This is a genomic window from Streptomyces sp. NBC_00669 (genome assembly GCF_036226785.1).
In the GTDB taxonomy this organism is placed as follows: Bacteria; Actinomycetota; Actinomycetes; order Streptomycetales; family Streptomycetaceae; genus Actinacidiphila.
The window spans coordinates 3,759,932-3,783,440 of record NZ_CP109018.1; the positions used below are offsets into that span (position 1 = coordinate 3,759,932).

Consider the following 23,509-nt stretch of genomic DNA (forward strand, 5'->3'; position numbering starts at 1 on the left):
CGCGCCAGGAGATGGCGCTGAGCTGCGAAAGCGCACGAGCTAGGCGGCGCGAGATGCCGGCTGGGCGTCCACGCACCCACGCCGGCCTCCGTCTCCGCCTCCGCGCTCCGCTACTCCCCGCTCCCGGCCTCGCCCGAGCCGGCGCTTGCACCCGGACCTGAGCCCTCACCCGCGGCGGCGCCCTCCCCCTGCAACCGCTTCACCACCGCCAGCGCGTCGTCCACGTGCCCGCCGATGTTCATCATCGACGAGAAGGCGTGCCGGACGGTGCCGTCCTGGTCGATGACGAAGGTGATCCGGCCGGGGACGACGCCGAGCGTCGTGGCGCCGTACTGCTTGCGGACCGCGCGGTCGCGGTCGGAGAGCAGGGTGAAGGGCAGTTCGTGCCGCCCGGCGAACTTCTCGTGCGACTCGACGGTGTCGGAGCTGACGCCGATCACCTCGGCACCGGCGTCGGTGAAGCTCTCGTAGCCGTCGCGGAAGCTGCACGCCTCGGCGGTGCAGCCGCGGGTGTTGTCCTTGGGGTAGAAGTACAGGACGACGACCTTCTCCCGCAGCCGCTCGCTGAGCGTCACCCCCGTGCCCGACTGGTCGGGGAGGGTGAAGTCCGGTGCCTTGTCGCCGACTTGCAGGGTCATCGCGATCTCCTCGGTAAGGGCTGGACTAGGAGAGTACGGGCCCGGGCGACGGTCCGTTCACCGCACGCCCGACCCCGCGCCCCGCCGTAGGTCGCCCCGTCCCGCGCCCGCTCAGCGCGTGGCGAACGGCTGATCGGTCGGCACGATCTCCTTGCCCAGCGGCATCAGCGACAGCGGGATCAGCTTGAAGTTCGCGAGGCCGAACGGGATGCCGATGATCGTGACGCACAGCGCGATCCCGGTGACGATGTGGCCGAGTGCCAGCCACCAGCCGGCGAGGATCAGCCACAGCACGTTCCCGACGAAGGAACCGGCTCCGGCGTCGCGCCGCTCGACCGCCGTGTAGCCGAAGGGCCACAAGGCGTAGATGCCGATCCGGAAGGCCGCGATGCCGAACGGGATGCCGATGATGGTGATGCACAGGATCAGCCCGGCCAGGAAGTAGCCCAGGCACATCCACAGCCCGCACAGCACGAGCCAGATCACGTTCAGGATCGTCTTCATCGGTTACGACCTGCCATCTCTTCCAGGCGCGAGATGCGCTCTGCCATCGGCGGGTGGGTCGAGAACAGCTTGGAGGCGGTGCCCGGGCGGAACGGGTTGGCGATCATGAGGTGGCTGGTGGTCTCCAGCCGGGGTTCGGGCGCCAGGGGGCGCTGCTGGGTGCCGGCGTCCAGCTTGCGCAGCGCGGAGGCGAGCGCGAGCGGGTCGCCGGTGAGGCGGGCACCGGAGGCGTCCGCTTCGTACTCCCGCGAGCGGGAGACGGCGAGCTGGATCACGGAGGCGGCGATCGGGCCGAGGATCATCAGCAGGAGCATGCCGAGGATGCCGGGGCCGTCGTCGTCGTCGGAGCGGCCGATCGGGATCAGCCAGGCGAAGTTCGCCACGAAGACGATGACGGATGCGAGCGCGCCCGCCACCGACGAGATCAGGATGTCCCGGTTGTAGACGTGGCTCAACTCGTGGCCGAGCACTCCGCGCAGCTCGCGCTCGTCGAGGATCTGCAGGATGCCCTCGGTGCAGCAGACCGCCGCGTTGCGCGGGTTGCGGCCGGTGGCGAACGCGTTCGGCGCCTCGGTGGGCGATATGTACAGCCGCGGCATCGGCTGGCGGGCGGCCGTCGAGAGCTCGCGCACGATCCGGTAGATCTCGGGCGCCTCGAACTCGCTGACCGGGCGCGCGCGCATGGCCCGCAGCGCCAGCTTGTCGCTGTTCCAGTACGCGTACGCATTCGTGCCCAGGGCGATGACGAGCGCCACGATGAGCCCGGTCCGGCCGAAGAACGCGCCGATGACCAGGATGAGTGCGGACAGCCCGCCGAGGAGTACGGCGGTCTTCAGCCCGTTGTGCCGGCGGTGCACGTGCGCCCTCCAAAGTGTGCGTCGGGGGGATCTCCCCCTTCAGGAAAACCTCCTGCACTGGTCAACGCGACTCGGACGCCGTTGGTTCCCCCGCGCGCACGCAGCGCTACCGTCCGATCCGCGTCGGCGACCCGTCCCACCTGCGGCGCCCGCGGCGGCGCTCACAGCAGCACCCCTTCCGCGTAGCGCAGCACGATCTGGGGCGCGCCGGACAGCACCACGCCGGCCGCCGCGGCGAGCGCGATGGCGGCGGCCAGGGCGAAGGGCGTACGTGCGGCCGTCGCGAGGCCCGCCGCGTCGCCCACCGTGCCCACCGTGCCGTCCATGTCCCCTTCCTGCCCGCTCTTCGCGCGTCCGAACAGCAGCGCCGTCCACCGCAGGTAGTACACGAGGGCGATCGCCACGTTGACGGCCATGATCACCGCGAGCCAGCCGTGCTGGGCGTCGACGGCCGTGGAGAAGACGGCCACCTTCGCGAACAGGCCGATCAGCCCGGGCGGCAGCCCGGCGAGGCACAGCAGGAAGAAGGCGAGCGCGAGGGCGGCCGCGGGCCGGGACGCGTACAGGCCGCGGTAGTCCGTCAGCCGGCCGCGCGGCGCACCGCGGCTGACCAGGGCCGCGACGGCGAAGGCGCCGAGGTTCACCACCGCGTACATCAGGGCGTACGCCACGGTGGTGCCGACGTGGTAGCCCGCGGGGCGGCCGGCGGCCTCGGCGGCGAGCGGCACGAGCAGGTAGCCTGCCTGCCCGATCGACGACCAGGCCAGCAGGCGTACGGCGCCGCGCTCGGCGTCGGGCCGCTGCCGCAGGGCGCCGACGTTGCCGACGGTCATGGTCAGCGCGGCGAGGACGCCCATCGCCGGGCCCAGGGTGCCGGCGTACGGGTGGAAGGCGAGCGTGGTGAGCAGGATGAGGCCGGAGAAACCGGCCGCCTTGCCGACCACCGAGAGGTAGGCGGCCACCGGCAGCGGGGCGCCCGCGTAGGTGTCGGGCACCCAGAAGTGGAAGGGCGCCACGGCCAGCTTGAAGGCGAAGCCGAGCAGCGTCAGGGCGGCACCGGCCTTGCCGAGGGTGTGCAGCTGGCCGGGTTCGTGGCCGAGCGTACGGCCGATCCGGTCCAGGTAGAGCGTGCCGGTGGTGGCGTACAGGAAGCTGACGCCGAGCAGCGACACCGCGGTGGCGGTCACCGAGGTGAGGAAGAACTTCAGCGCGGCCTCGCTGCTCAGCCGGTCGCCGCGGCGCAGCCCGACCAGGGCGAACGACGGCAGCGTGGTGACCTCCAGCGCGACGATCAGCGTGGCCAGGTCGCGGGAGGCGGGCAGCAGGGTGGCGCCGGCCGCGGAGGCCAGCAGCAGGAACCAGAACTCGCCGGCCGGCAGCTCCTCCTCGACCGCGGGCGCGGACAGCAGCGCGGTCAGCAGCGCCCCGCCGAGCACCAGCACCTGCACCACGAGCGCGAAGCGGTCGGCGGTGTACGAGCAGCCGCCACCGGTGACGTCGGTACGGCAGAAGGTGGCGTGGTGGCCGGCCCGCAGCGGGATCAGGGAGAGCAGCGCGAGCGCGAGCCCGGCGACCGTCACCCAGGCCAGCAGCTGCTTGCGGCGCGGCGGCAGGAACAGGTCGGCGACCAGCAGCACGACGGCCAGCGCGGCCGGGATCGCGGCCGGGGCGACCGCGCTCCAGTCGACGGACTCGGTCAGCGAGGAGGCCAGCGCGAACCCGGGGCCGTGCACCAGGCCGGGGGCCGGGCTGTGGGCGGGGCCCGCGGTGGCGATCGCACCCGGAAGCGCGGCGGGGATCGCGCCGAGGGAGGTCATCAGCTTCCTCCGAGCAGGGAGCGTACGGCCGGATCGGTGAGGCCGAGCAGCAGCGCGGGCCACAGCCCGGCCAGCACGGTGAGCGCGGCCAGCGGTGTCCACGCGGCGAACTCGTAGCCGCGTACGTCGGCCAGGGCCGGCTGGGCCCGCGCGGTGTCGCGGTCGCCCATGCACATCCGGCGGACCACGGTGAGCAGGTAGGCGGCCGTCAGCAGGGTGCCGAAGGCGGCGACGGCGGTGAAGGTGAGATACGCCGGACGGCTGAGCCCGGCGCCGGGCTTGAAGGCGCCGAACATCGCCAGCATCTCCCCCCAGAACCCGGCCAGGCCCGGTAGCCCGAGCGAGGCGACGGCGCCGAAGGCCAGCAGTCCGCCCAGCCGGGGCGCCCGCCCGTAGAGGGCCGCGCCGGTGCGGCCGGCCAGCTGGTCGAGGTCGCTGCTGCCGTAGCGGTCCTTCAGGGCGCCGACGAGGAAGAAGAGCAGGCCGGTGATGAGGCCGTGGGCGACGTTGGCGAACAGGGCGCCGTTGACGCCGGTGGGGTTCATGGAGGCGATGCCGAGCAGCACGAAACCCATGTGGCCGACCGAGGAGTAGGCGATGAGCCGTTTGAGGTCGCCGCCGTTGCCCTGCCGGACCAGGGCGAGGCAGGCGAGCGAGCCGTAGATGATGCCGACGACCGCGAAGGCCGCCAGGTACGGGGCGAAGGTGCGCATCCCGCCGGGCGCGATCGGCAGCACCACGCGGACCAGGCCGTAGGTGCCCATCTTCAGCAGCACCCCGGCGAGCAGCACCGAGCCCACGGTGGGGGCGGCGGTGTGGGCGTCGGGCAGCCAGCTGTGCAGCGGCCACATCGGGGCCTTCACGGCGAGGCCGAGACCGATCGCGAGGACCGCGACGAGTTGCGTGGTGTGACTGAGGTGTGACCCGTTGTCAGTGGCGAGTGCCACCATGTCGAATGTGCCCGCTTTCACCCCGATGAGGAGCAGGCCGAGCAGCATGATCACGGAGCCGAGAAGGGTGTAGACGATGAAGCGCAGCGCCGAGCGTTCCCGGTTCGCGCCGCCCCAGCGGGAGATGAGGAAGTACATCGGGACCAGCACGGTCTCGAAGGCGAGGAAGAAGAGGATCAGGTCGAGGACGGCGAAGCTGGCCAGCGTGCCGCCTTCGAGCAGCAGGAGCAGCGCGACGAAGGCCCGGGGCCGCGGGCCGTCCGGCATCTTGAAGTACGAGTACAGCGCGCACAGGAAGGTCAGCAACGCGGTCAGCACCAGCAGGGGCAGCGAGATGCCGTCAACACCGAGGTGGAGGTGGATGCGCAGCGCGGGAATCCAGTTGAGGTCGGTGGTGGCCTGCATCTTCGCCGGGTGGTCGTGGTCGAAGCCGGCGGCGAGCACGATCGCGAGGACCAGCACCGCACCGGTGACGGTCACGCCGTGCCGCAGCACCGCCTGGTCCGGGCCGCGGCCGCGCAGACCGGGCGGAGGCGGCAGCAGGGCGCCGACCGCGCCGAGCAGCGGCAGCACGAGGATCGCCGCGAGGATGTACTGAAGGGCGGTGTCGTTCACTTCGGGCTCAGCCTCCGACGGCGACGAGGACGGCGAGGACGACCGCACCGGCCAGCAGCGCGCTGAGGTAGGTCTGGACGTTTCCGGTCTGGGCCTTGCGGACGGCCGCGCCGAGCAGGTTCGGGGTGCCCGCGGCGCCGCGTACCCAGGTCTCCACGACGTCCCGGTCCAGGAAGCGGACCAGCGCGGCCGCGGCCAGCACCGGGCGGACGAACACCGCGGTGTAGAGGGCGTCGAGGCGGAAGCCGTGCGCGGCGGATGCGTGCAGCGGGCCGAGCAGCAGCCGGCCCGGGTCGCCGGGGTCGTGCGCGGTGGCGACGTCGCCGTAGACCTCCTTGTGGCTGTCCTCGGCCTCGGCCTCGATCAGGGCGGGTTCGGAGTCCGCGTCCAGGTGGTCGGTGAGCGCGCTGCCGGTGCCGGGCGGTTCGGAGACGACCGCGCCGATCGGCACGGCCCGGCGGGTGGCGGCGACCGCCTTCCAGGCCCCGTAGGTGATCAGCACGCCCACCAGGGCGAGCCCGGTGCCGAGGAGGGAGGTGACCAGGGTCGGGCCGAGCGGGGTGCCGCCGCCGAACCAGTCGGGCAGCTTGCGGTAGGTGAGCCCGCCGAAGGCGAGGGTGGGGATCGCCAGCACCCACAGCACGGCGGTCATCGGCAACGGCTGCCGTCCGTGGTCGGGGGCGGCCGGGCCGTTGCCGAGGAAGGCGAGGAGGAACAGGCGGGTGGCGTAGGCGCCGGTGAGGACGGCCGCGGCCAGCCCGGCGACCAGCACGGTCCAGCCGACCGCCGACGGCACGTGCGCCGTGTCGCCGGAGGAGGCGTGCTCGGCGGCGCGCAGCACCGACTCCTTGGAGAAGAAGCCGGACAGCGGCGGAAGGGCGGCGAGCGCGGCCAGCGCGAGGGCCATCGTCCACATCGCGTCGGGCACCCGCTTGCGCAGCCCGCCCGTACGGGACATCGCGGTCAGCGAGTTGGTGCCCGCCGCGTGGATCACCACGCCCGCGCCCAGGAAGAGCAGCGCCTTGAACGCGCCGTGCGACAGGAGGTGGAAGACGGCGGCGTCGCGGTCGCCGACGGCCAGCGCGCCCGCCATGTAGCCAAGTTGGCCGATCGTGGAGTAGGCGAGGACCCGTTTGATGTCGTCCTGGGCGAGCGCGGCCAGGCCCGAGCCGACCATGGTCACCGCGGCCATCACGGCCAGCACGACGAGCGCGGCGGCCGACGCGGTGAACACCGGCAGCAGCCTGGCCACCAGGTAGATGCCGGCGGCCACCATGGTCGCGGCGTGGATCAGCGCGGAGACCGGGGTGGGGCCGGCCATCGCGTCGGGCAGCCAGGTGTGCAGCGGGAACTGCGCGGACTTGCCGGCCACGCCGGCGAGCAGCAGCAGCGCGACCACCGTCGGGTGGTGCAGCCGCCCGTCGGCGGCGGCGTGCAGGATGCCGCTGATCCGGAAGGTGCCGGCGTCCGCGGCGAGCGCGAACACGCCGATCAGGAAGGGCACATCGCCGAGCTTGGTGACCAGGAACGCCTTGATCGAGGCCGAGCGGGCCGCCTCGGTCTCCCAGTAGTGGCCGACCAGGAAGTAGGAGCAGATGCCCATGACCTCCCAGCCGACCAGCAGCACCATCAGGTCGCCGGAGTAGACGACGAGCAGCATCGCGGAGGTGAACAGCGAGACCACGGCCGCGTAGGAGGGGTAGCGCGGGTCGTCGCGCAGATAGGAGACGGAGTAGACCTGCACGCAGGTGGCGACCAGGCCGACCAGCAGCGCGATCAGGACGGAGAAGCCGTCCAGGTGCAGCGAGAGGTCGATCGGCACGGAGCCGGTGACGGTCAGCCGGTGCGAGGCGTCGGTGGCCGCTCCGGTGCCCTGCCGGGCGGCGACGATCGCGGCGAGCACGAAGGAGACCGCGGTCGGCAGCACCGCCAGCGGGCGTACGAAGCCGGGTGCGCGCCGGCCGAGCAGGAGTCCGGCGGCCGCGCCCAGGAAGGGCAGTGCGGGGACGAGCGCGGCAAGGGCGGTCAGGGTCACGCGGTGGCCTCTGCCTTCTCGTCGTGGCCGGAGGCGGTGGCCGGGCCCGGTTCCGGGGGCCCGGGCACGCCGAGGGGTTGCCCGGGGTCGGCCAGGTCGGTGAGGCGGTCGATGTCGGCGGTGCCGCGGTTGCGGTGCACCAGCAGCACGATCGCCAGGCCGATCCCGATCTCCGCGGCGGCGATGGTGATGGTGAACAGGGTGAGCGCCTGCCCGGAGTGCAGCCGGTCGCCGAGCCAGGTGTCGAAGGCGACGAGGTTGAGGTTGACGGCGTTGAGCATCAGCTCGACGGACATCAGGACGAGGATCGCGTTGCGCCGGGCGAGCACCCCGTACAGGCCGACGCAGAACAGCAGGGCGGCCAGCACGGCGGGGTAGACGAGGTGCATCAGCGGTCCTTGCCGTTCGGGGCGGCGGGGCCGCCGGAGCCGGGTACGGCCGGGCCGTTCGCGCCGCCAGGGGGCACCGCGTCGGGCCCGCGCTTCGACAGCACGATCGCGCCGACCAGGGCGGCCAGCAGCAGGACCGACAGCGCCTCGAACGGCAGCACCCAGAACCGGAAGAGGCTGGTGCCGGTGACCTTGGTGGCGCTCTGCCCGGCGGCGTGGTGGACGTCGATCCAGGTGCTGCGGAAGGCGTCCACCACCACCCACACCAGGGTGGCCGCGGCGGCGACCGCCACCGCGAGGGCGACCCAGCGGTTCTCGGAGTCGGCGTCGGGCGAGTGGCCGATCGGCGCCCGGGTGAGCATCAGCCCGAACAGCAGCAGCACGACGACCGAGCCGACGTAGATCAGCACCTGCACCCAGGCGATGAACTCGGCGGTCAGCAGCAGGTACTCCACCGCGATGCCGCCGAGCGCGACCACCAGCCAGAGTGCCGCGTGCACGAGTTGCCGGGTGGTGACGGTGATGACGGCCGCGCCGAGGGTGGCGAGGCCGACCAGCAGGAAGGTGATCTCGACACCGGTGGGCGAGAGGAAGCCGTGGTGCGCGAGGGCGCTGTGGTGGACGTTCACGACGCGTCCTCCCCGGGTTCGTCGGGCGCCTGGGCCTGGTCGGCAGCCTGGTCCGCGGACCGGTCCGCCGCCTCAGCCGCCGCCTGGGCCGCTTCCTGCGCCGCTTCCTGCGCCGCCGCTTGCGCCGCCTTCTCCGCCGCCTTGTGGGCCGCCGCGATCTCCTTCGGCTCCTCCGCCGCCGGGTCGAGCGGGGGCGGCGCCGGCACCGTCCACATCCACTCGCGCAGCTTGTCGCGTTCGTGGGTGAGTTCGAGGATGTCGGTCTCCGCGTACTCGAACTCCGGGGACCAGAACAGCGCGTCGAACGGGCACACCTCGATGCAGATGCCGCAGTACATGCACAGCGAGAAGTCGATCGCGAAGCGGTCCAGCACGTTGCGGCTGCGCTCACGGCCGCCGGGCGCGGCGGGCGGCGTCGTCTCCTTGTGCGAGTCGATGTAGATGCACCAGTCGGGGCACTCACGGGCGCACAGCATGCACACCGTGCAGTTCTCCTCGAACAGCGCGATCACGCCGCGGCTGCGCGGGGGGAGTTCGGGTTGCGCGTCGGGATAGCGGGCGGTGACGGTCTTCTTCGTCATCGTGCGCAGGGTGACGGCCAGGCCCTTGGCCAGACCGGAGCCGGGAAGAGGCATGGCTTACGAGGTCACCACCTTGACGACGCCGGTCAGGGCGATCTGGACGAGGGAGATCGGGATCAGCACGGTCCAGGCGAACTTCATCAACTGGTCCTCGCGCAGCCGCGGGTAGCTCACCCGCAGCCAGATGACCACGAAGGCGAGCACGCCGGTCTTCAGCAGCGTCCACAGCCAGCCGACGCTGCCCGACCACGGCCCGTGCCAGCCGCCGAGGAACAGCACCGTGGTCAGCGCGCACAGCACCACGATCCCGGCGTACTCGGCGAGCAGGAACAGCGCGAAGCGCAGCCCGGTGTACTCGGTGTACGCGCCGAAGATGATCTCCGAGTCGGCCACCGGCATGTCGAACGGCGGCCGCTGCAACTCGGCGAGCCCGGCGGTGAAGAACACCAGGCCGCCCATGAGCTGCCACAGCGTCCACCACCAGTGGTACGACTCGACGATGCCCGGCAGCGACAAGGTGCCCGCGGCCATCGCCACGGACGCGGCGGCGAGCAGCATCGGCAGTTCGTACGCCATCAGCTGGGCGGCCGTGCGCAGACCGCCGAGCAGCGAGAACTTGTTCGCCGACGCCCACCCGGCCATCAGCGACCCGAGCACGCCGACACCCATCACGGCGAGCACGAAGAACAGCCCGGCGTCGATCGCCTCCCCGACGAAGCCGTGCGGCCCGACCGGGATGACGATCAGCACCAGGAGGTACGGCAACAGGGCGACGGCGGGCGCGAGCTGGAAGATCCGACGGTCCGCGTCGGCCGGGACCACGTCCTCCTTCTGCGCGAACTTCACGCCGTCGGCGACGAGTTGGGCCCAGCCGTGGAAGCCGCCGGCGTACATCGGGCCGAGCCGGCCCTGCATGTGCGCCATCACCTTGTGCTCGGTCTGCCCGACCACCAGCGGAAGCACCAGGAACACGACGAGGACGGCGACCAGCCGCAGGACGACATGGAGCGTGTCGTTCACGGGGTACGGCCTCCTTCGTCGGTGGGCGGTTCGGCGGTGGGCGGTTCGGCGGTGGGGGGTTCGTCACGGGCGGGCGGCGCCGGGGGCTGCGCGGCGGGTGGCTGCTCCGCCGGAGACTGCTCGGCCGGGGGCTGCTCGGCGGGCGGTTGGTCCGCCGGAGGCTGCTCCGCCGGTTTCTGCCAGGGCGCATCCGGTGTGGCCGGGCGCGGTGTCCGGGCCGGGCGGGACGGGGTCTGGCTCGCCGAGCCGTCGCCCGCGCTGCGGGTCCTGCGGGCGGGCCGCTCCCCCGCACCCGCGGCACCCGCACCAGCACCCGCACCCGCGGCACCCGCGCGCCGCGCAGGGCGGGCCGGCGCCGGCGGCAGCTGGCCCTTCAACGGGCCCCACTCGTTCGGGTCCGGCACGCCCGGCGGCAGCATCTGCCGCCGCTTCGGACCGCCGTCGTGGGACTCGCCCGGCTCCTTCGCGCCCGGCCACGCCTTGGCCACCCGCGCGGCCAGCACGAAGTCCTTGCGCAGCGGGTGCCCCTCGAACTCCTCGGGCAGCAGCAGCGGGGCCATCCCCGGGTGCCCGGTGAAGGCGACGCCGAACATCTCGTGGGTCTCGCGCTCGTGCCAGCCCGCGCCCGCGTAGACCCCGGTCGCGGTCGCCAGTTCGGCCGCGTCGTGCGGCACGGTGGTCCGCACCAGCAGCCGCCCGACGCCGCGTTCGAGCCGTACGACATGGGCGCACACCCGGAAGCCGGTGCCGGGTTCGTCCACCGCGCTGAGCCAGTCGAAGAAGGTGCAGCCGAGGGTGTCCCGGGCCGCGGTCAGCGCCGCCACCCACCCGGCGGGCGGGACGTCGACGGTGAGCAGGCCGTACGCCTCCTCGGCGGTCGCGCCCTCGCCGAAGACCTCGGCCGCGCCCTCGGGGAGCTGCTCGAAGGCGCTCACCGCTCCCCCGCCTCCGGTCCGTCCGCCTCCGGGCCGGCGTTCCCCGGGCCGGCGTTCCCCGAGCCGTCCCCGGGTGAGTCCGAGGCAGCCGGCGGGGGCGACGGCGCCGGGGGCGGCGGCGGTGTGACGAGGCCGCTGGTCAGCGCGGCGGTCGAGGGCCGCGCGGCCGGCCCGTGGCCGTACCGCTCGCCCAGCGACTCCCGGGCGATCTTCTCCTGGAGCTTGAGGATGCCCTGGAGCAGCGCCTCGGGCCGGGGCGGGCAGCCGGGCACGTAGACGTCCACCGGGATGATCTGGTCGACGCCCTTCGTCACGGAGTACGAGTCCCAGTACGGGCCGCCGCAGTTGGAGCAGGCGCCGAAGGAGATGACGTACTTCGGCTCGGGCATCTGCTCGTACAGCCGCTTCACCGCGGGCGCCATCTTGTCGGTGACCGTGCCGGAGACCACCATCAGGTCGGCCTGGCGCGGGCCGGGCGCGAACGGGATCACGCCGAGCCGGATGAAGTCGTGCCGGGCCATGGACGCGGCGATGAACTCGATCGCGCAGCAGGCGAGCCCGAAGTTGAACACCCACAGGCTGTAGCGGCGGCCCCAGTTGAGCACGACCTTCATCGGCTCGGGCGCCAGCCGGGCCAGCGGGCCGAGCCGGCGGGGCTCGGGCAGTGCCACCCTGGGCGGGGCCGGCTGCGCCGGGTCGGGCAGGGTCACGTCCATTCGAGCACGCCCTTCTTCCACGCGTAGAGCAGCCCGACCGCGAGGAAGCCGAGGAAGACGAACATCTCGACGAGCGTGGTGCCGCCGAAGCCGTGGGCCGCGAAGACCGTCGCCCACGGGAAGAGGAAGATCGCGTCCACCGCGAAGATCACATAGAGGAACGCGTACACGTAGTAGCGGATCTGGGTGTGCGCCCAGTCCTCGCCGACCGGGTCGACGCCGCACTCGTAGGTGAGCAGCTTCTCCCGCGTCGGCACGTCAGGCCGCAGCAGCCGCCCGGCCGTGAACGAGACCGTCACGAAGAGCACGCCGACGACCGCGACCAGACCGACGACCGAGTAGCCGTGGAAGTAGTCCACGTCCGTCCGCCCCTCGTTCACTCGTTGACCAGCGATGTCCAGCGATCCGGATGGATCTTTAGACGATTTATACGGAGGGAGTCTAGGCCCTGGTCCCACCGGCGGACGCAGCCGTCCACGGATGACGGAGGAGAGGGCGGCCGGACCGCGGCGGGCGGCCGAAGGGACCGCGGTGCGAGCCCCGGGACGAGCCCCGGCGAATGCACTCAACCCGCACCGCCGGGCCGCTTCCAGCGGATACGGGGGATAACCCCACCACACGCCGGAGCGCGCACCCCATGGCGCGGGCCCCCGCCGGAACGGCAGGCTTGACCCATGGACACCTCGCCCGCCCCGCGCAGCTCCGCGACCTCGACGTCCGAACCGCTGCCCCCGGCCCGGTTCGCCTTCGACGCCGTGACGTGGAAGGAGATCGCGAATCTCCTGCTGAACCTCTTCATGTCGCTGATCGGCTTCATCTACGTGGTGACCACGCTGTCGCTGGGCGCCGGCCTGTCCGTGACGGTGATCGGGTTGCCGCTGCTGGCGTTCGGCCTGGGCGGCTGCCGGTTGCTGGGCAAGCTGGAGCGGGCCAGGGTGCGCAAGCTGCTCGGGGTGCACGTGGAGGAGCCGCGGCCGCTGCGGAAGAAGACGCTGGGCGGGTTCCTGCCCTGGCTGTGGGCGTCGCTGAAGGACCCGGTGGCCTGGCGGCACGCGCTCTACTTCTCGATCCGGCTGCCGTGGGGCATCGTCACCTTCGCGGTGACGCTCACCTCGCTGTTCGTGCTGTGGCCGGTGCTGCCCTACCTGGCCAGGGCCATGTCGACGGTGGACCGGGCACTGGCCCGCGGGCTGCTCCAGCCCTCCGACGAGCTGGAGCAGCGGATCGCGGAGCTGGAGTCCGACCGCGGGGTGGTCTTCGACACCGCGGCGGCGGACCTGCGCCGGATCGAGCGCGACCTGCACGACGGCGCCCAGGCCCGGCTGGTCGCCTTGGCCATGGACCTGGGCCTGGCCAAGGAGAAGCTGCTGGAGGACCCCGAGGCGGCGGCGAAGATGGTCGGCGAGGCGCACGGCGAGGTGAAGGTGGCCCTCCAGGAGCTGCGCGACCTCGCCCGCGGCATCCACCCGGCGATCCTCACCGACCGCGGCCTGGACGCGGCCCTGTCCTCGGTCGCGACCCGCTGCACCGTGCCGGTCTCGGTCACCGTGGACCTGCCGGCCCGGCCCGCCGAGGCGATCGAGGGCATCGCGTACTTCACGGTCTCCGAACTCCTGCAGAACGTCAGCAAGCACAGCCGGGCCCGTACCGCGTCGGTCGACGTGTGGCACTCGGGCGACCGGCTGATGATCCAGGTGCGCGACGACGGGCAGGGTGGCGCGGACGTCAGCTCCGGGTCCGGCCTGGCCGGGCTCGCGGAGCGGCTGGACTCCGTCGACGGCCTGTTCGTGGTGGCCTCTCCGGTGGGCGGGCCGACCATGGTGACGGCGGAGCTGCCGTGGCGGGACCGGGAGTTCGGCACGCAGGCCGCGCCGCGCCGGTAGGGCAGTGCCGCGAGGGCCGCGCCGGCCGGGCAGTGCCGCGAGGGCCGCGCCGGCAGGGCAGTGAGGGCAGGCCCGCGGGCGTGGAGCAGCGGCACGCCTCGGCGATAGGTAGGGAAATCCCCACCCCCAAGACGCCGATCCGCACCATGGGCGCGCGCCTCCGGCCCGGGCACTGTGGTCGGTATGACCAGCAGTACCGAAAGGACGGTCCCGACCATGGCGTACGGCAACCAGCCGGCCGAGCGAGAGCACCGGCTGCCCACCGCACTGCGCGCGCCCGTCGAGGCGCGTACCTGGCGGGAACTCGCGTACCTCCTGCTGAACCTCCCGATGTGCCTGATCGGCTTCGTGTGGACGGTCACGATGCTGTCGCTGGGCGCCGGCCTGCTGATCACCTTCATCGGGCTGCCGGTGCTGGTGCTGGCCCTCGGCGGCTGCCGGGCCGTCGGCTACGTCGAGCGGGCGCGGGCCCGCTCGCTGCTCTGGCTCGACGTCGAGGAGCCCGGCCCGGTCCGCACCAAGAGCCGCGGCTTCCTCCCGTGGCTGGGCGGCCAGCTCGGCAGCGGCGTCAACTGGCGGCACGCGATCTACTGCCTGCTGCACTTCCCGTGGGGCGTCCTCACCTTCTGCGTGTCGATCAGCTTCTTCACCTACGGCTGGGGGCTGCTCACCTACCCGCTGTGGCGCTGGGTCTTCCCGGTCTACTTCGGCCGGCAGGGCCTCCAGGTCTACGGGGACGGCGACCGCCACCACGGCTGGTGGCTGCACACCCCCGCGGACCTGCTGCTGTGCGTGGTGATCGGGCTGGCGCTGGTGGCGCTGCTGCCGTGGGTGGTGCGGGGCATGGCGCACGTGGACCGGATGCTGGTCAGCGGGCTGCTCGGCCCGTCCCGGCTGGCCGACCGCGTCACCGAGCTGGAGTCGGACCGCGGCGCGGTGGTGGACACCGCGGCGGCGGACCTGCGCCGGATCGAGCGCGACCTGCACGACGGCGCCCAGGCCCGGCTGGTCGCCCTGGCCATGGACCTGGGCCTGGCCAAGGAGAAGCTGCTGGAGGACCCGAAGACCGGCGCGGCCATGGTCGAGGAGGCACACGGCGAGGTGAAGGTGGCCCTCCAGGAGCTGCGCGACCTCGCCCGCGGCATCCACCCGGCGATCCTCACCGACCGCGGCCTGGGCCCGTCGCTCTCGGCGGTCGCCGCCCGCTGCACCGTGCCGGTCTCGGTCACCGTCGACCTGCCGGCCCGGCCGGTGCCCGCGATCGAGGGCATCGCCTACTTCACGGTCTCCGAACTCCTGCAGAACGTCAGCAAGCACAGCGGCGCCTCCCGCGCCTCCGTGGACGTCTGGCAGACCGACGACCGGCTCATGCTGCACGTCTACGACAACGGCCGCGGCGGGGCGTCGGTGGACGCCGGCTCGGGCCTGGCCGGCCTGGCGGAGCGCCTCGACGCGGTCGACGGGGTGCTGGTGGTGGACTCCCCGCCGGGCGGTCCCACCCGGATCGCGGCGGAGCTGCCCTGGCGGGTGTGACCGGCCGCGGCCGGCCGGGGGGAGTCCGCCCGGCTACCGCCCGCCGAGGTGGCGCGTGACGATGTGGCGCAGCCGGGCCCGGTCGAAGCTGCGGCCGTGGCCCGGGTGCACCACCGCCACGTCCAGCCGGGCGAGGACCTCCAGGCTGCGGCGGTAGGCCGCCGGGTCCGACTCGGGCAGGTCGTCCACGAGGTGGCCGTCGTACACGACGTCACCGGAGTGGAGCGTCCCGGTGTGCTCCTCCAGCAGGGCGACCGACCCGGGGGTGTGGCCGGGCAGGTGCAGCACGGTCAGGGTCCGCCCGCCGTGAGGAGGTGCGGGTGAGGGGGCGGGCGCGGGGTGCGGGCGCGGTGCCGGGCGCCGATCGTCCACGCCCACGGGTTCCGGCGCGCCGCTCGGCGGGGGTTGCTGGGAGACTGGAGGGATGACCGACGACTTTCCCGGCGGGCTGGCCCTGCGTCACCCCCGCGTCGAGGACCACGCACGGGTACTGGCCGTACTCGACCAGTGGTGGGGAGGGCTGGGCGGCGAGACGGGGTCACGGGAGCGGGCCCTGCTGCTGCCGCGGTTGTACTTCCAGCACTTCACCGGCACCAGCCATGTCGCCGAGCGCCCCAGTGGCGAACTCGCCGCGTTCCTCGTCGGCTTCCTCTCCCAGGACCGGCCCGACATCGCCTACATCCACTTCGTCGGCGTCGATCCGGCGCTGCACGGCCGTGGCATCGCGACCGCGCTCTACCACCGCTTCTTCGCCCTCGCCCGGGCCCGCCACTGCCGTCAGGTGCACGCGATCACCAGCCCGGCGAACGCCGCGTCCCGCGCCTTCCACACCCGGATCGGCTTCACTGAACTCCCCGGCTCCCCCGACGCCGCCCCCTCGGTCCACCCCGACTACGACGGCCCCGGCCTGGACCGCGTCACCTTCGCCCACGACCTCACGGCGGCGACCGGGTAAGGACGGCGAGCCGGCGGGTACGCCGGCAAGACCGCACGGACTGGCCCCGGCCCGGCCGTCGGCGCCGGTCCGGCTCGCCCGGCGCGGGACGCCCCGGCCATCGACCTCGCCGCGATCGAGCGGGTCCGGCCGCAGGCGCGCCAACCGCCCACCCGGGCGGCGCCGTTGCCGCCCCGCCGCCGGAACCCGGCCGCCGGGGGCCCGCGTCACGCCCCGGCGGCCCGCGCCGCCGTGAACTGCGCCCGGGTGATCGCCGTGACGTCCACCGGCGTCCCGTGCGCGGGGACCGTGGTGCGGCGGTCGAGCACCATGCCCAGCTTGGTCATCACCCGCCGCGACGCGTGGTGCTCCACGTTGCAGACGCTGACGATCCGGTCCAGGCCGGCCTCGTCGAAGCCGTACGCCAGCGCCTCGCGCGCGGCCTCGGTGGCGTATCCGCGCCCCCAGTGCGCCCGGCCCAGCCGCCAGCCGATCTCCACGGCGGGCAGGATCTCCGGCAGGAAGGCCGGCACCGTCATGCCGACCCAGCCGGCCAGCTCACCGGTTGCCCGGACCTCGACGGCGAACATGCCGTAGCCGCGGTCCCGCCACTCCTGCCGCAGCATCGCGAAGCTCGCGGCCGTCTGCTCGTAGGTGCGGGTGGCACCGGCGCCGATGAACCGCATCACCTCCGGGTCGGCGTAGATGTCGGCCAGCGGGACCAGGTCCTCGTCCCGCCACCCCCGGAGCAGAAGCCGCTCCGTCACGCGTTCCATGCCCAACTCCCGGGTCGATCGGCTCGGTACGCCGGCCGCCTCGTCGCGGACCGCCGGCTTCATCGGAGGCTACGCGACCCGCAGCAGCACCTTTCCGGTGCCGCGGCCCGCCGCCAGGACCTCGTGGGCGTCGGCCGCCCGGTCGAGCGGGAGTTCCGAGGTGACGTCGAGCCGGATCGCGCCCGAGGCCAGCAGAGACAGCGCGGCCAGGGCGTGCGAGCGGACGGCGGTGGGGGCGCGGCGGGCGAGGTCGGCGATGTGGTAGCCGGCCAGCGAGCGGTTGTTCTGCCACAGCGGCAGCAGCGGGAGGGTGAGGTCGGGGTGGCGGGCGGCCTCTCCGTACAGGGCGAGGCGGCCGAAGGGGGCGAGCAGCGGCAGCGAGGCGAGCCGGGTCGGGCCGCCGATCGGGTCGAGCACCACGTCGACCTCGCGGACCGCCTCGGCGAAGGCGTCCCGCGGGTGGACCGCGTCGTAGCCGAAGCGCTTGGCGTACTCGGCCTTCGCCGGGGAGCCGACCGTGCCGTAGACCGCCGCGGCGCCCAGGGCGCGGGCGATCTGCGCGGCGGCCGAGCCGATGCCGCCGGCGGCGGCGTGGATCAGCACGGTGTCGCCCGCGGTCAGCCGGGCGGCGCCGGCGAGGATGCCGTAAGCGGCGGTGAGGGTCAGGCCGGCGCCGCCGCCGTCGCGCAGCGAGATCCCGTCGAGCGGGAAGGCGAAGTCCGCGGGGGCGAGGGCGTACTCGGCGTAGCCGCCGCCGTCGGGGAGGTAGGCGGCGACCTGCTCGCCGACCGCCAGGCCGGTCACGCCGGGGCCGACCGCCGCGACCTCGCCGGAGACCTCGAAGCCGGGCACGGTGGTGCGCCGCGGCGTGCCGAAGTCCCCGAGCCGGTGCCGCATCTCGTCGTGGTTGACGCCCGCGTACGCGACCCGGACCAGGAGCTGACCGGGGCCGGGCACGGGGGCGGGCAGATCCACGGGCTTGAGCACCTCAGGACCGCCGATGACGTCGAAACCGACCGCGCGCACACGTTCTCCTCTCCCTGGGCCCCCGCCCGCATGGGCAGCTGCCTCTGATCGCCGGGCGCAACCTTGCCCACCCCGCACCGTATTCCTCATTGGGCCGCCGATGCTGGGATGCTGGGGGAGTCGGTTCGGACGGGGGAAGCTGAAGACCGTGGAGGACAGAGTGCGGGTCGTCATCGCCGAGGATTCGGTACTGCTCAGGGAGGGACTGACCCGGCTGCTGACCGACCGGGGTCATGACGTGGTCGCGGGGGTCGGCGACGCCGAGGGGCTGATCAAGGCGGTGCGCGAACTGGCCGACCAGGGCGCGCCTCCCGACGTGGTGGTGGCCGACGTGCGGATGCCCCCGACGCACACCGACGAAGGGGTGCGCGCCGCCGTGCAATTGCGGAAGGAGCACCCGGGCGTCGGGGTGCTGGTGCTGTCGCAGTACGTCGAGGAGCAGTACGCGACGGAGCTGCTGGCGGGCAGCAGCCGCGGGGTGGGCTACCTGCTCAAGGACCGGGTGGCCGAGGTCCGCGAGTTCGTGGACGCGGTGGTCCGGGTCGCCGAGGGCGGCACCGCGCTGGACCCCGAGGTGGTCGCGCAGCTGCTCGGCCGCAGCCGCAAGCAGGACGTGCTGGCCGGGCTGACCCCGCGCGAGCGCGAGGTGCTGGGCCTGATGGCCGAGGGCCGGACCAACTCGGCGGTGGCCAAGCAGCTCGTGGTGAGCGACGGCGCCGTGGAGAAGCACGTGAGCAACATCTTCCTGAAGCTCGGGCTCGCGCCGAGTGAGGGAGATCACCGCCGGGTGCTGGCGGTGCTGACCTATTTGAACTCGTGAATTTCCGGAATCGCCGACCGGCCGTCTGACGGCGGGACGGGCAACAGCGCTGCGCAGGGGCGGGCAGCCGGGTGCGGGCACCACCGTGCGCCCGGCTACCAGATGCCGGGACGTACCGGGAAGGCGACCCTTACCGACGTACGATGACCGGTGAGAGCCTGTCGGGTGCCACCCGGGCGGAGGCCACCGGACAGGCTCTGCGCCGTGCCGCCGCGAAGGAGGTCCGTTCAGTGACCAGCCAGGTCAGCAGCCCCATCAACGAGGAACACGAGGGCCCGGGTACCGCTCTCGGCTCCCCGGTCGGGAAAGCCGAAGCGCTCGGGAGCCTCAAGGAACTCGGGGAGCTCGGGGAGCTCGAAGAGCGCGGAGGGCTCGCGGAGCGCGGGGAACAGCGCACCTCCGACAAGGAGACCCGTCGGCTCGACCGGGTGATCATCCGGTTCGCCGGCGACTCCGGTGACGGGATGCAGCTCACCGGCGACCGCTTCACCTCCGAGACGGCGTCGTTCGGCAACGACCTGTCCACGCTGCCGAACTTCCCGGCCGAGATCCGGGCCCCCGCGGGCACGCTGCCGGGCGTCTCGTCGTTCCAGCTGCACTTCGCCGACCACGACATCCTCACCCCGGGTGACGCCCCCGACGTGCTGGTGGCGATGAACCCGGCCGCCCTGAAGGCGAACCTGGCCGACCTGCCGCGGGGCGCGGAGGTCATCGTCAACACCGACGAGTTCACCAAGCGCGCGATGGCGAAGGTCGGATACGCCGCCAGCCCGCTGGAGGACGGCTCGCTGGCGGCGTACGCGGTGCACCCCGTGCCGCTGACCACGCTGACCCTGGAGGCGCTGAAGGACAGCGGCCTGGCCCGCAAGGACGCCGAGCGCGCGAAGAACATGTTCGCGCTGGGCCTGCTCTCCTGGATGTACCACCGCCCGACCGAGGGCACCGAGTCCTTCCTGCGCAAGAAGTTCGCGAAGAAGCCGGACATCGCCGAGGCGAACGTCACCGCCTTCCGCGCCGGCTGGAACTTCGGCGAGACCACCGAGGACTTCGCGGTCTCCTACGAGGTCGCGCCCGCCGCCAGCGCCTTCCCGGCCGGCACCTACCGCAACATCTCGGGGAACCTCGCGCTCGCCTACGGCCTGATCGCGTCGTCGAGCCGCAGCGGGCTGCCGCTGTTCCTCGGCTCCTACCCGATCACCCCGGCCTCGGACATCCTGCACGAGCTGAGCCGGCACAAGAACTTCGGCGTGCGGACCTTCCAGGCCGAGGACGAGATCGCGGCCATCGGCGCGGCGCTGGGCGCCGCGTTCGGCGGGTCGCTGGCGGTCACCACCACCTCCGGGCCCGGGGTGGCGCTGAAGTCCGAGACGATCGGCCTGGCGGTGTCGCTGGAGCTGCCGCTGCTGGTGGTGGACATCCAGCGCGGCGGGCCGTCCACCGGCCTGCCGACCAAGACCGAGCAGGCCGACCTGCTCCAGGCGATGTACGGGCGCAACGGCGAGGCGCCGGTGCCGATCGTGGCCCCGGCCACCGCCGCGGACTGCTTCACCGCCGCGCTGGAGGCCGCCCGGATCGCGATCACCTACCGCACCCCGGTGATGCTGCTCTCCGACGGCTACCTCGCCAACGGGTCGGAGCCGTGGCGCGTCCCCGACGTCGCCGAACTGCCGGACCTGCGGGTGGAGTTCGCGTCCGGCCCGAACCACACCGCGGCCGACGGCACGGAGAGCTTCTGGCCGTACCTGCGCGACCCGGAGACCCTGGCCCGACCCTGGGCGGTGCCCGGCACCCCGGGCCTCGAACACCGCATCGGCGGCATCGAGAAGCAGGACGGCACCGGGAACATCTCGTACGACCCGGCCAACCACGACTTCATGGTCCGCACCCGCCAGGCGAAGATCGACGGCATCGCGGTGCCCGACCTGGAGGTGGACGACCCCGGCGGCTCGGCGCGGACCCTGGTGCTGGGCTGGGGCTCGACCTACGGGCCGATCACCGCCGCGGTCCGCCGTATCCGCCGGGAGGGCGGCCAGGTCGCGCAGGCCCACCTGCGCCACCTCAACCCGTTCCCGGCCAACCTCGGGGCGGTGCTGGCCCGGTACGACAAGGTGCTGGTGCCGGAGATGAACCTCGGCCAGCTCGCGCACCTGCTCCGGGCGAAGTACCTCGTGGACGCCCATTCCTACACCCAGGTGACCGGACTGCCGTTCAAGGCCGAGCAGTTGGCGCAGGCCATCGCGAAGGAGAACGCGGATGTCTGAGACTCCCGCCGCCACACGCGCCGGCGGTGCCGCCGGCGCCTCCGTACGTGCGTCCGCCGGCGCCGCTGTCGGGCCGCTCGCCGGCGCGACGGCGCTGTCGCTGGTGCCCAAGGCCGGCGGCCCGCAGACCATGAAGGACTTCAAGTCCGACCAGGAGGTGCGCTGGTGTCCCGGCTGCGGTGACTACGCCATCCTCGCCGCCGTCCAGTCCTTCATGCCGGAGCTGGGCCTGGCCCGCGAGAACGTCGTCTTCGTCTCCGGGATCGGCTGCTCCTCCCGCTTCCCGTACTACATGAACACCTACGGGATGCACTCCATCCACGGCCGCGCCCCGGCCATCGCCACCGGCCTGGCCGCCTCCCGGCGCGACCTGAGCGTGTGGGTGGTCACCGGCGACGGCGACGCGCTGTCCATCGGCGGCAACCACCTCATCCACGCGCTGCGCCGCAACGTGAACCTGAAGATCCTGCTCTTCAACAACCGGATCTACGGCCTCACCAAGGGCCAGTACTCCCCCACCTCCGAGGTCGGGAAGATCACCAAGTCCACGCCGATGGGCTCCCTCGACGCCCCGTTCAACCCGCTGTCGCTGGCGATCGGCGCCGAAGCCTCCTTCGTCGCCCGCACCATCGACTCCGACCGCAAGCACCTCCAGTCGGTACTGCGCGCCGCCGCCGTCCACGAGGGCACCGCGCTCGTCGAGATCTACCAGAACTGCAACATCTTCAACGACGGCGCCTTCGACGTCCTCAAGGACAAGAGCACCGCGGAGAGCGCGCTGATCCGGCTGGAGCACGGCGCGCCCGTCCGCTTCGGCCCCGAGGGCTCGCGCGGCATCGTCCGCGACCCGCGCACCGGTGACCTCGGCATCGTGGACGTCACGGCCGAGAACGAGGCGGACGTCCTGGTCCACGACGCCCACTCCCCCTCGCCCACCAACGCCTTCGCCCTGTCCCGCCTCACCGACGGCACCGCCTTCGGCCCCGGCACCGCCACCCCGATCGGCGTCTTCCGCGACACCACCCGCGCCGTCTACGACACGGACATGGCGGAGCAGCTCGAAGCGGCCACCACCCGCCAGGGCCCCGGCGACCTCGCCGGCCTCCTCGCGGGCACCGACACCTGGACCGTCACCGACTAGCCCCAGCGCGCTGAACCCGCCCCGTTCCGCACCTGCCCCGCCCCGCCGGCACCGCCCGGCACCGCGGGGCGGTCGCGTTCCGGCGTGGCGTCAGAGTGCCGCGTCGTAGGTCTGCTGGGCCGCGGTGACGGCGGTGACGTTCCGGGCGGTCCACTCGGCGAGGGCGCCGACCTTCTCGGCGACCTGGACCCCGAGCGTGGTGAGGTCGTAGTCGACGTGGGGCGGGATCACCGGGCGGGCCCGGCGGCGTATGAAACCGTCGCGCTCCAGGGTCCGCAGGGTCTGCGCCAGCATCTTCTCGCTCACCCCGCCGATCCGCCGGCGCAGCTCGCTGAAGCGCAGGGTCCCCGCGTCGGACAGCTGGACGAGAACGAGGACGCCCCAGGTGCTGGTGACGTGTTCGAGGACGGCCCGCTCGGGACAGCCGGCCCTGGCCGCTTCACTTACCTTCATGTAGGTACCGTACGCCAAGGTAGGTACTTTCCCACAGTTAGTGTTCGCGTTACGGTGGCGGGGAAGCCGGAGAGATCCGCATATCACCGCAGAACGGGAGCAACAGCATGAGCATCGTCGTCACCGGGGCCAGCGGGCAGTTGGGCCGGCTCGTCATCGAGGACCTGCTGGAGCGCGGAGTGGGGGCGGGGGACGTCGCCGCGGTCGTACGGGACCGGGGCAAGGCGGCCGACCTGGCCGCGAAGGGCGTGCAGGTGCGGGTCGCGGACTACGACGAGCCGGCGACGCTGAAGGAGGCGTTCAAGGCGGGCGACCGGGTGCTGTTCGTGTCGGGCAGCGAGGTCGGCCGGCGGCTGCCGCAGCACACCGCCGTGGTGGACGCCGCACGCGAGGCGGAGGTCGGCCTGCTGGCGTACACGGGCATCCTGGGCGGACCGGCGGCGGACTTCGCGCTCGCCGAGGAGCACAAGCTGACCGAGCAGCTGATCCTCGACTCGGGGCTGCCGCACACCTTCCTGCGCAACGGCTGGTACACCGAGGTCTACACGCAGAACCTCGGCACGGTGCTGGAGCACGGCGCCGTGGTCGCCAGCGCGGGCGAGGGCCGGGTGGCCTCGGCGGCGCGGGCGGACTACGCGGCCGCGGCGGCCGTGGTCCTCACCGGCGAGGGCCACGAGAACAAGGTGTACGAGCTGAGCGGCGACACCGCGTGGAGCTTCGCGGAGTACGCGGCGGCGGTCTCGGCGGCGACCGGCCGGGAGATCGTCTACCAGAACGTCTCGTCCGAGCAGTATCTGGACGTGCTGGTCGGCGCGGGCCTGCCGGCGTCGTTCGCCGAGGTGCTGGTCGACGTCGACCGGGCGATCGGGCGCGGCCTGCTCGCCGGCACCAGCGGCGAGCTGTCCCGGCTGATCGGCCGCCCGACCACGCCGATGCCGCAGTCGGTGGCCGCCGCGCTCAAGGGCTGACCCTCGCCCCTCGCTGTGCGGCACCCGG

The 23,509-nt window shown here is 73.0% G+C and carries 24 protein-coding genes; 7 read left to right on the plus strand and 17 right to left on the minus strand.

What is annotated here, in order from left to right; translation table 11 throughout:
• Positions 1-110: 110 nt before the first annotated feature.
• From OG896_RS15400 to OG896_RS15460, 13 genes are all read right to left on the minus strand, one after another.
• Positions 111-638, minus strand: a complete 528-nt coding sequence (locus tag OG896_RS15400) for a peroxiredoxin (protein WP_329365896.1) — start codon at positions 636-638, stop codon at positions 111-113.
• Positions 639-749: 111 nt separating this feature from the next.
• Positions 750-1,142, minus strand: coding sequence for a YccF domain-containing protein (locus OG896_RS15405; RefSeq protein WP_329365898.1), 393 nt, complete (start codon positions 1,140-1,142; stop codon positions 750-752).
• On the minus strand, positions 1,139-1,999 hold the full coding sequence (gene htpX, locus OG896_RS15410; RefSeq protein ID WP_329365899.1) for a zinc metalloprotease HtpX: 861 nt from the start codon (positions 1,997-1,999) through the stop codon (positions 1,139-1,141). Before htpX ends, OG896_RS15405 begins: the two co-directional genes overlap by 4 nt.
• Positions 2,000-2,160: 161 nt before the next feature.
• Entirely contained in the window at positions 2,161-3,816 is a 1,656-nt protein-coding gene (locus OG896_RS15415) for an NADH-quinone oxidoreductase subunit N (RefSeq protein ID WP_329365900.1), read from the minus strand.
• Positions 3,816-5,381, minus strand: a complete 1,566-nt coding sequence (locus OG896_RS15420; RefSeq protein WP_329365902.1) for a complex I subunit 4 family protein — start codon at positions 5,379-5,381, stop codon at positions 3,816-3,818. The genes OG896_RS15415 and OG896_RS15420 overlap by 1 nt, the downstream gene beginning before the upstream one ends.
• A 7-nt stretch (positions 5,382-5,388) precedes the next feature.
• Positions 5,389-7,416 (minus strand): NADH-quinone oxidoreductase subunit 5 family protein, encoded by a 2,028-nt coding sequence (locus tag OG896_RS15425; protein WP_329365904.1) that lies wholly within the window; start codon positions 7,414-7,416, stop codon positions 5,389-5,391.
• Positions 7,413-7,805, minus strand: coding sequence for an NADH-quinone oxidoreductase subunit NuoK (gene nuoK / locus OG896_RS15430; protein WP_328467907.1), 393 nt, complete (start codon positions 7,803-7,805; stop codon positions 7,413-7,415). The genes OG896_RS15425 and nuoK overlap by 4 nt, the downstream gene beginning before the upstream one ends.
• On the minus strand, positions 7,805-8,434 hold the full coding sequence (locus OG896_RS15435; RefSeq protein ID WP_329365906.1) for an NADH-quinone oxidoreductase subunit J family protein: 630 nt from the start codon (positions 8,432-8,434) through the stop codon (positions 7,805-7,807). Before OG896_RS15435 ends, nuoK begins: the two co-directional genes overlap by 1 nt.
• Entirely contained in the window at positions 8,431-9,069 is a 639-nt protein-coding gene (locus OG896_RS15440) for a NuoI/complex I 23 kDa subunit family protein (RefSeq protein ID WP_329365908.1), read from the minus strand. The genes OG896_RS15435 and OG896_RS15440 overlap by 4 nt, the downstream gene beginning before the upstream one ends.
• Before the next feature lie 3 nt (positions 9,070-9,072).
• Positions 9,073-10,035 carry an NADH-quinone oxidoreductase subunit NuoH gene (gene nuoH, locus OG896_RS15445; RefSeq protein WP_328467901.1) on the minus strand — a complete coding sequence of 321 codons (963 nt, stop codon included), beginning with the start codon at positions 10,033-10,035 and terminating at the stop codon, positions 9,073-9,075.
• Positions 10,032-10,970, minus strand: coding sequence for an NADH-quinone oxidoreductase subunit C (locus tag OG896_RS15450; RefSeq protein WP_329365910.1), 939 nt, complete (start codon positions 10,968-10,970; stop codon positions 10,032-10,034). The genes nuoH and OG896_RS15450 overlap by 4 nt, the downstream gene beginning before the upstream one ends.
• A complete protein-coding gene (locus tag OG896_RS15455; RefSeq protein ID WP_329365911.1) occupies positions 10,967-11,686 on the minus strand; it encodes an NADH-quinone oxidoreductase subunit B in 720 nt (239 codons plus the stop codon). The genes OG896_RS15450 and OG896_RS15455 overlap by 4 nt, the downstream gene beginning before the upstream one ends.
• Positions 11,677-12,066 (minus strand): NADH-quinone oxidoreductase subunit A, encoded by a 390-nt coding sequence (locus tag OG896_RS15460; RefSeq protein WP_328467895.1) that lies wholly within the window; start codon positions 12,064-12,066, stop codon positions 11,677-11,679. Before OG896_RS15460 ends, OG896_RS15455 begins: the two co-directional genes overlap by 10 nt.
• Positions 12,067-12,360: 294 nt before the next feature.
• Here OG896_RS15460 and OG896_RS15465 point away from each other — a divergent pair, with 294 nt between their 5' ends.
• Both OG896_RS15465 and OG896_RS15470 read left to right on the plus strand, forming a co-directional pair.
• Positions 12,361-13,569 carry a sensor histidine kinase gene (locus tag OG896_RS15465; RefSeq protein ID WP_329365914.1) on the plus strand — a complete coding sequence of 403 codons (1,209 nt, stop codon included), beginning with the start codon at positions 12,361-12,363 and terminating at the stop codon, positions 13,567-13,569.
• A gap of 183 nt (positions 13,570-13,752) precedes the next feature.
• Positions 13,753-15,102: a sensor histidine kinase gene (locus OG896_RS15470; protein WP_443057049.1), complete on the plus strand. Its 1,350-nt coding sequence runs from the start codon at positions 13,753-13,755 to the stop codon at positions 15,100-15,102.
• A gap of 33 nt (positions 15,103-15,135) precedes the next feature.
• Here OG896_RS15470 and OG896_RS15475 read toward each other — a convergent pair whose 3' ends face one another.
• Positions 15,136-15,474 carry an MBL fold metallo-hydrolase gene (locus OG896_RS15475; RefSeq protein WP_329365916.1) on the minus strand — a complete coding sequence of 113 codons (339 nt, stop codon included), beginning with the start codon at positions 15,472-15,474 and terminating at the stop codon, positions 15,136-15,138.
• Positions 15,475-15,526: 52 nt separating this feature from the next.
• Between OG896_RS15475 and OG896_RS15480 the strand changes: the two genes are divergently transcribed.
• On the plus strand, positions 15,527-16,057 hold the full coding sequence (locus OG896_RS15480; RefSeq protein ID WP_329365918.1) for a GNAT family N-acetyltransferase: 531 nt from the start codon (positions 15,527-15,529) through the stop codon (positions 16,055-16,057).
• 206 nt (positions 16,058-16,263) lie between these two features.
• Here the strand turns inward: OG896_RS15480 and OG896_RS15485 are convergent, their stop codons facing one another.
• Both OG896_RS15485 and OG896_RS15490 read right to left on the minus strand, forming a co-directional pair.
• On the minus strand, positions 16,264-16,812 hold the full coding sequence (locus tag OG896_RS15485) for a GNAT family N-acetyltransferase (protein ID WP_329365920.1): 549 nt from the start codon (positions 16,810-16,812) through the stop codon (positions 16,264-16,266).
• A 69-nt stretch (positions 16,813-16,881) separates the two neighbouring features.
• Entirely contained in the window at positions 16,882-17,838 is a 957-nt protein-coding gene (locus tag OG896_RS15490) for a quinone oxidoreductase family protein (protein WP_329365921.1), read from the minus strand.
• 160 nt (positions 17,839-17,998) lie between these two features.
• Here OG896_RS15490 and OG896_RS15495 point away from each other — a divergent pair, with 160 nt between their 5' ends.
• From OG896_RS15495 to OG896_RS15505, 3 genes are all read left to right on the plus strand, one after another.
• Entirely contained in the window at positions 17,999-18,658 is a 660-nt protein-coding gene (locus tag OG896_RS15495; RefSeq protein ID WP_328474390.1) for a response regulator transcription factor, read from the plus strand.
• 230 nt (positions 18,659-18,888) lie between these two features.
• Entirely contained in the window at positions 18,889-20,919 is a 2,031-nt protein-coding gene (locus OG896_RS15500; protein ID WP_443057251.1) for a 2-oxoacid:acceptor oxidoreductase subunit alpha, read from the plus strand.
• Between the two features lie 130 nt (positions 20,920-21,049).
• Entirely contained in the window at positions 21,050-22,060 is a 1,011-nt protein-coding gene (locus tag OG896_RS15505) for a 2-oxoacid:ferredoxin oxidoreductase subunit beta (RefSeq protein WP_329374031.1), read from the plus strand.
• Between the two features lie 90 nt (positions 22,061-22,150).
• Here OG896_RS15505 and OG896_RS15510 read toward each other — a convergent pair whose 3' ends face one another.
• Complete coding sequence (locus tag OG896_RS15510; protein ID WP_329365925.1) at positions 22,151-22,513, minus strand: winged helix-turn-helix transcriptional regulator; 363 nt, start codon at positions 22,511-22,513, stop codon at positions 22,151-22,153.
• A gap of 107 nt (positions 22,514-22,620) precedes the next feature.
• Between OG896_RS15510 and OG896_RS15515 the strand changes: the two genes are divergently transcribed.
• Positions 22,621-23,481, plus strand: a complete 861-nt coding sequence (locus OG896_RS15515) for an SDR family oxidoreductase (protein ID WP_329365927.1) — start codon at positions 22,621-22,623, stop codon at positions 23,479-23,481.
• The last annotated feature ends 28 nt before the right edge of the window (positions 23,482-23,509 follow it).

What these genes read in the sequence shown, in the direction of transcription:
- OG896_RS15480 (WP_329365918.1), top strand. Translation starts at nt 15,527, where the DNA reads ATGACCGACGACTTTCCCGGCGGGCTGGCCCTGCGTCACCCCCGCGTC.
- OG896_RS15505 (WP_329374031.1), top strand. Translation starts at nt 21,050, where the DNA reads ATGAAGGACTTCAAGTCCGACCAGGAGGTGCGCTGGTGTCCCGGCTGC.
- nuoK (WP_328467907.1), bottom strand. Translation starts at nt 7,805, where the DNA reads ATGCACCTCGTCTACCCCGCCGTGCTGGCCGCCCTGCTGTTCTGCGTC.
- OG896_RS15515 (WP_329365927.1), top strand. Translation starts at nt 22,621, where the DNA reads ATGAGCATCGTCGTCACCGGGGCCAGCGGGCAGTTGGGCCGGCTCGTC.
- OG896_RS15465 (WP_329365914.1), top strand. Translation starts at nt 12,361, where the DNA reads ATGGACACCTCGCCCGCCCCGCGCAGCTCCGCGACCTCGACGTCCGAA.
- OG896_RS15485 (WP_329365920.1), bottom strand. Translation starts at nt 16,812, where the DNA reads ATGGAACGCGTGACGGAGCGGCTTCTGCTCCGGGGGTGGCGGGACGAG.
- OG896_RS15455 (WP_329365911.1), bottom strand. Translation starts at nt 11,686, where the DNA reads ATGGACGTGACCCTGCCCGACCCGGCGCAGCCGGCCCCGCCCAGGGTG.
- OG896_RS15400 (WP_329365896.1), bottom strand. Translation starts at nt 638, where the DNA reads ATGACCCTGCAAGTCGGCGACAAGGCACCGGACTTCACCCTCCCCGAC.
- OG896_RS15415 (WP_329365900.1), bottom strand. Translation starts at nt 3,816, where the DNA reads ATGACCTCCCTCGGCGCGATCCCCGCCGCGCTTCCGGGTGCGATCGCC.
- OG896_RS15470 (WP_443057049.1), top strand. Translation starts at nt 13,753, where the DNA reads ATGACCAGCAGTACCGAAAGGACGGTCCCGACCATGGCGTACGGCAAC.
- OG896_RS15440 (WP_329365908.1), bottom strand. Translation starts at nt 9,069, where the DNA reads ATGCCTCTTCCCGGCTCCGGTCTGGCCAAGGGCCTGGCCGTCACCCTG.
- OG896_RS15510 (WP_329365925.1), bottom strand. Translation starts at nt 22,513, where the DNA reads ATGAAGGTAAGTGAAGCGGCCAGGGCCGGCTGTCCCGAGCGGGCCGTC.
- OG896_RS15405 (WP_329365898.1), bottom strand. Translation starts at nt 1,142, where the DNA reads ATGAAGACGATCCTGAACGTGATCTGGCTCGTGCTGTGCGGGCTGTGG.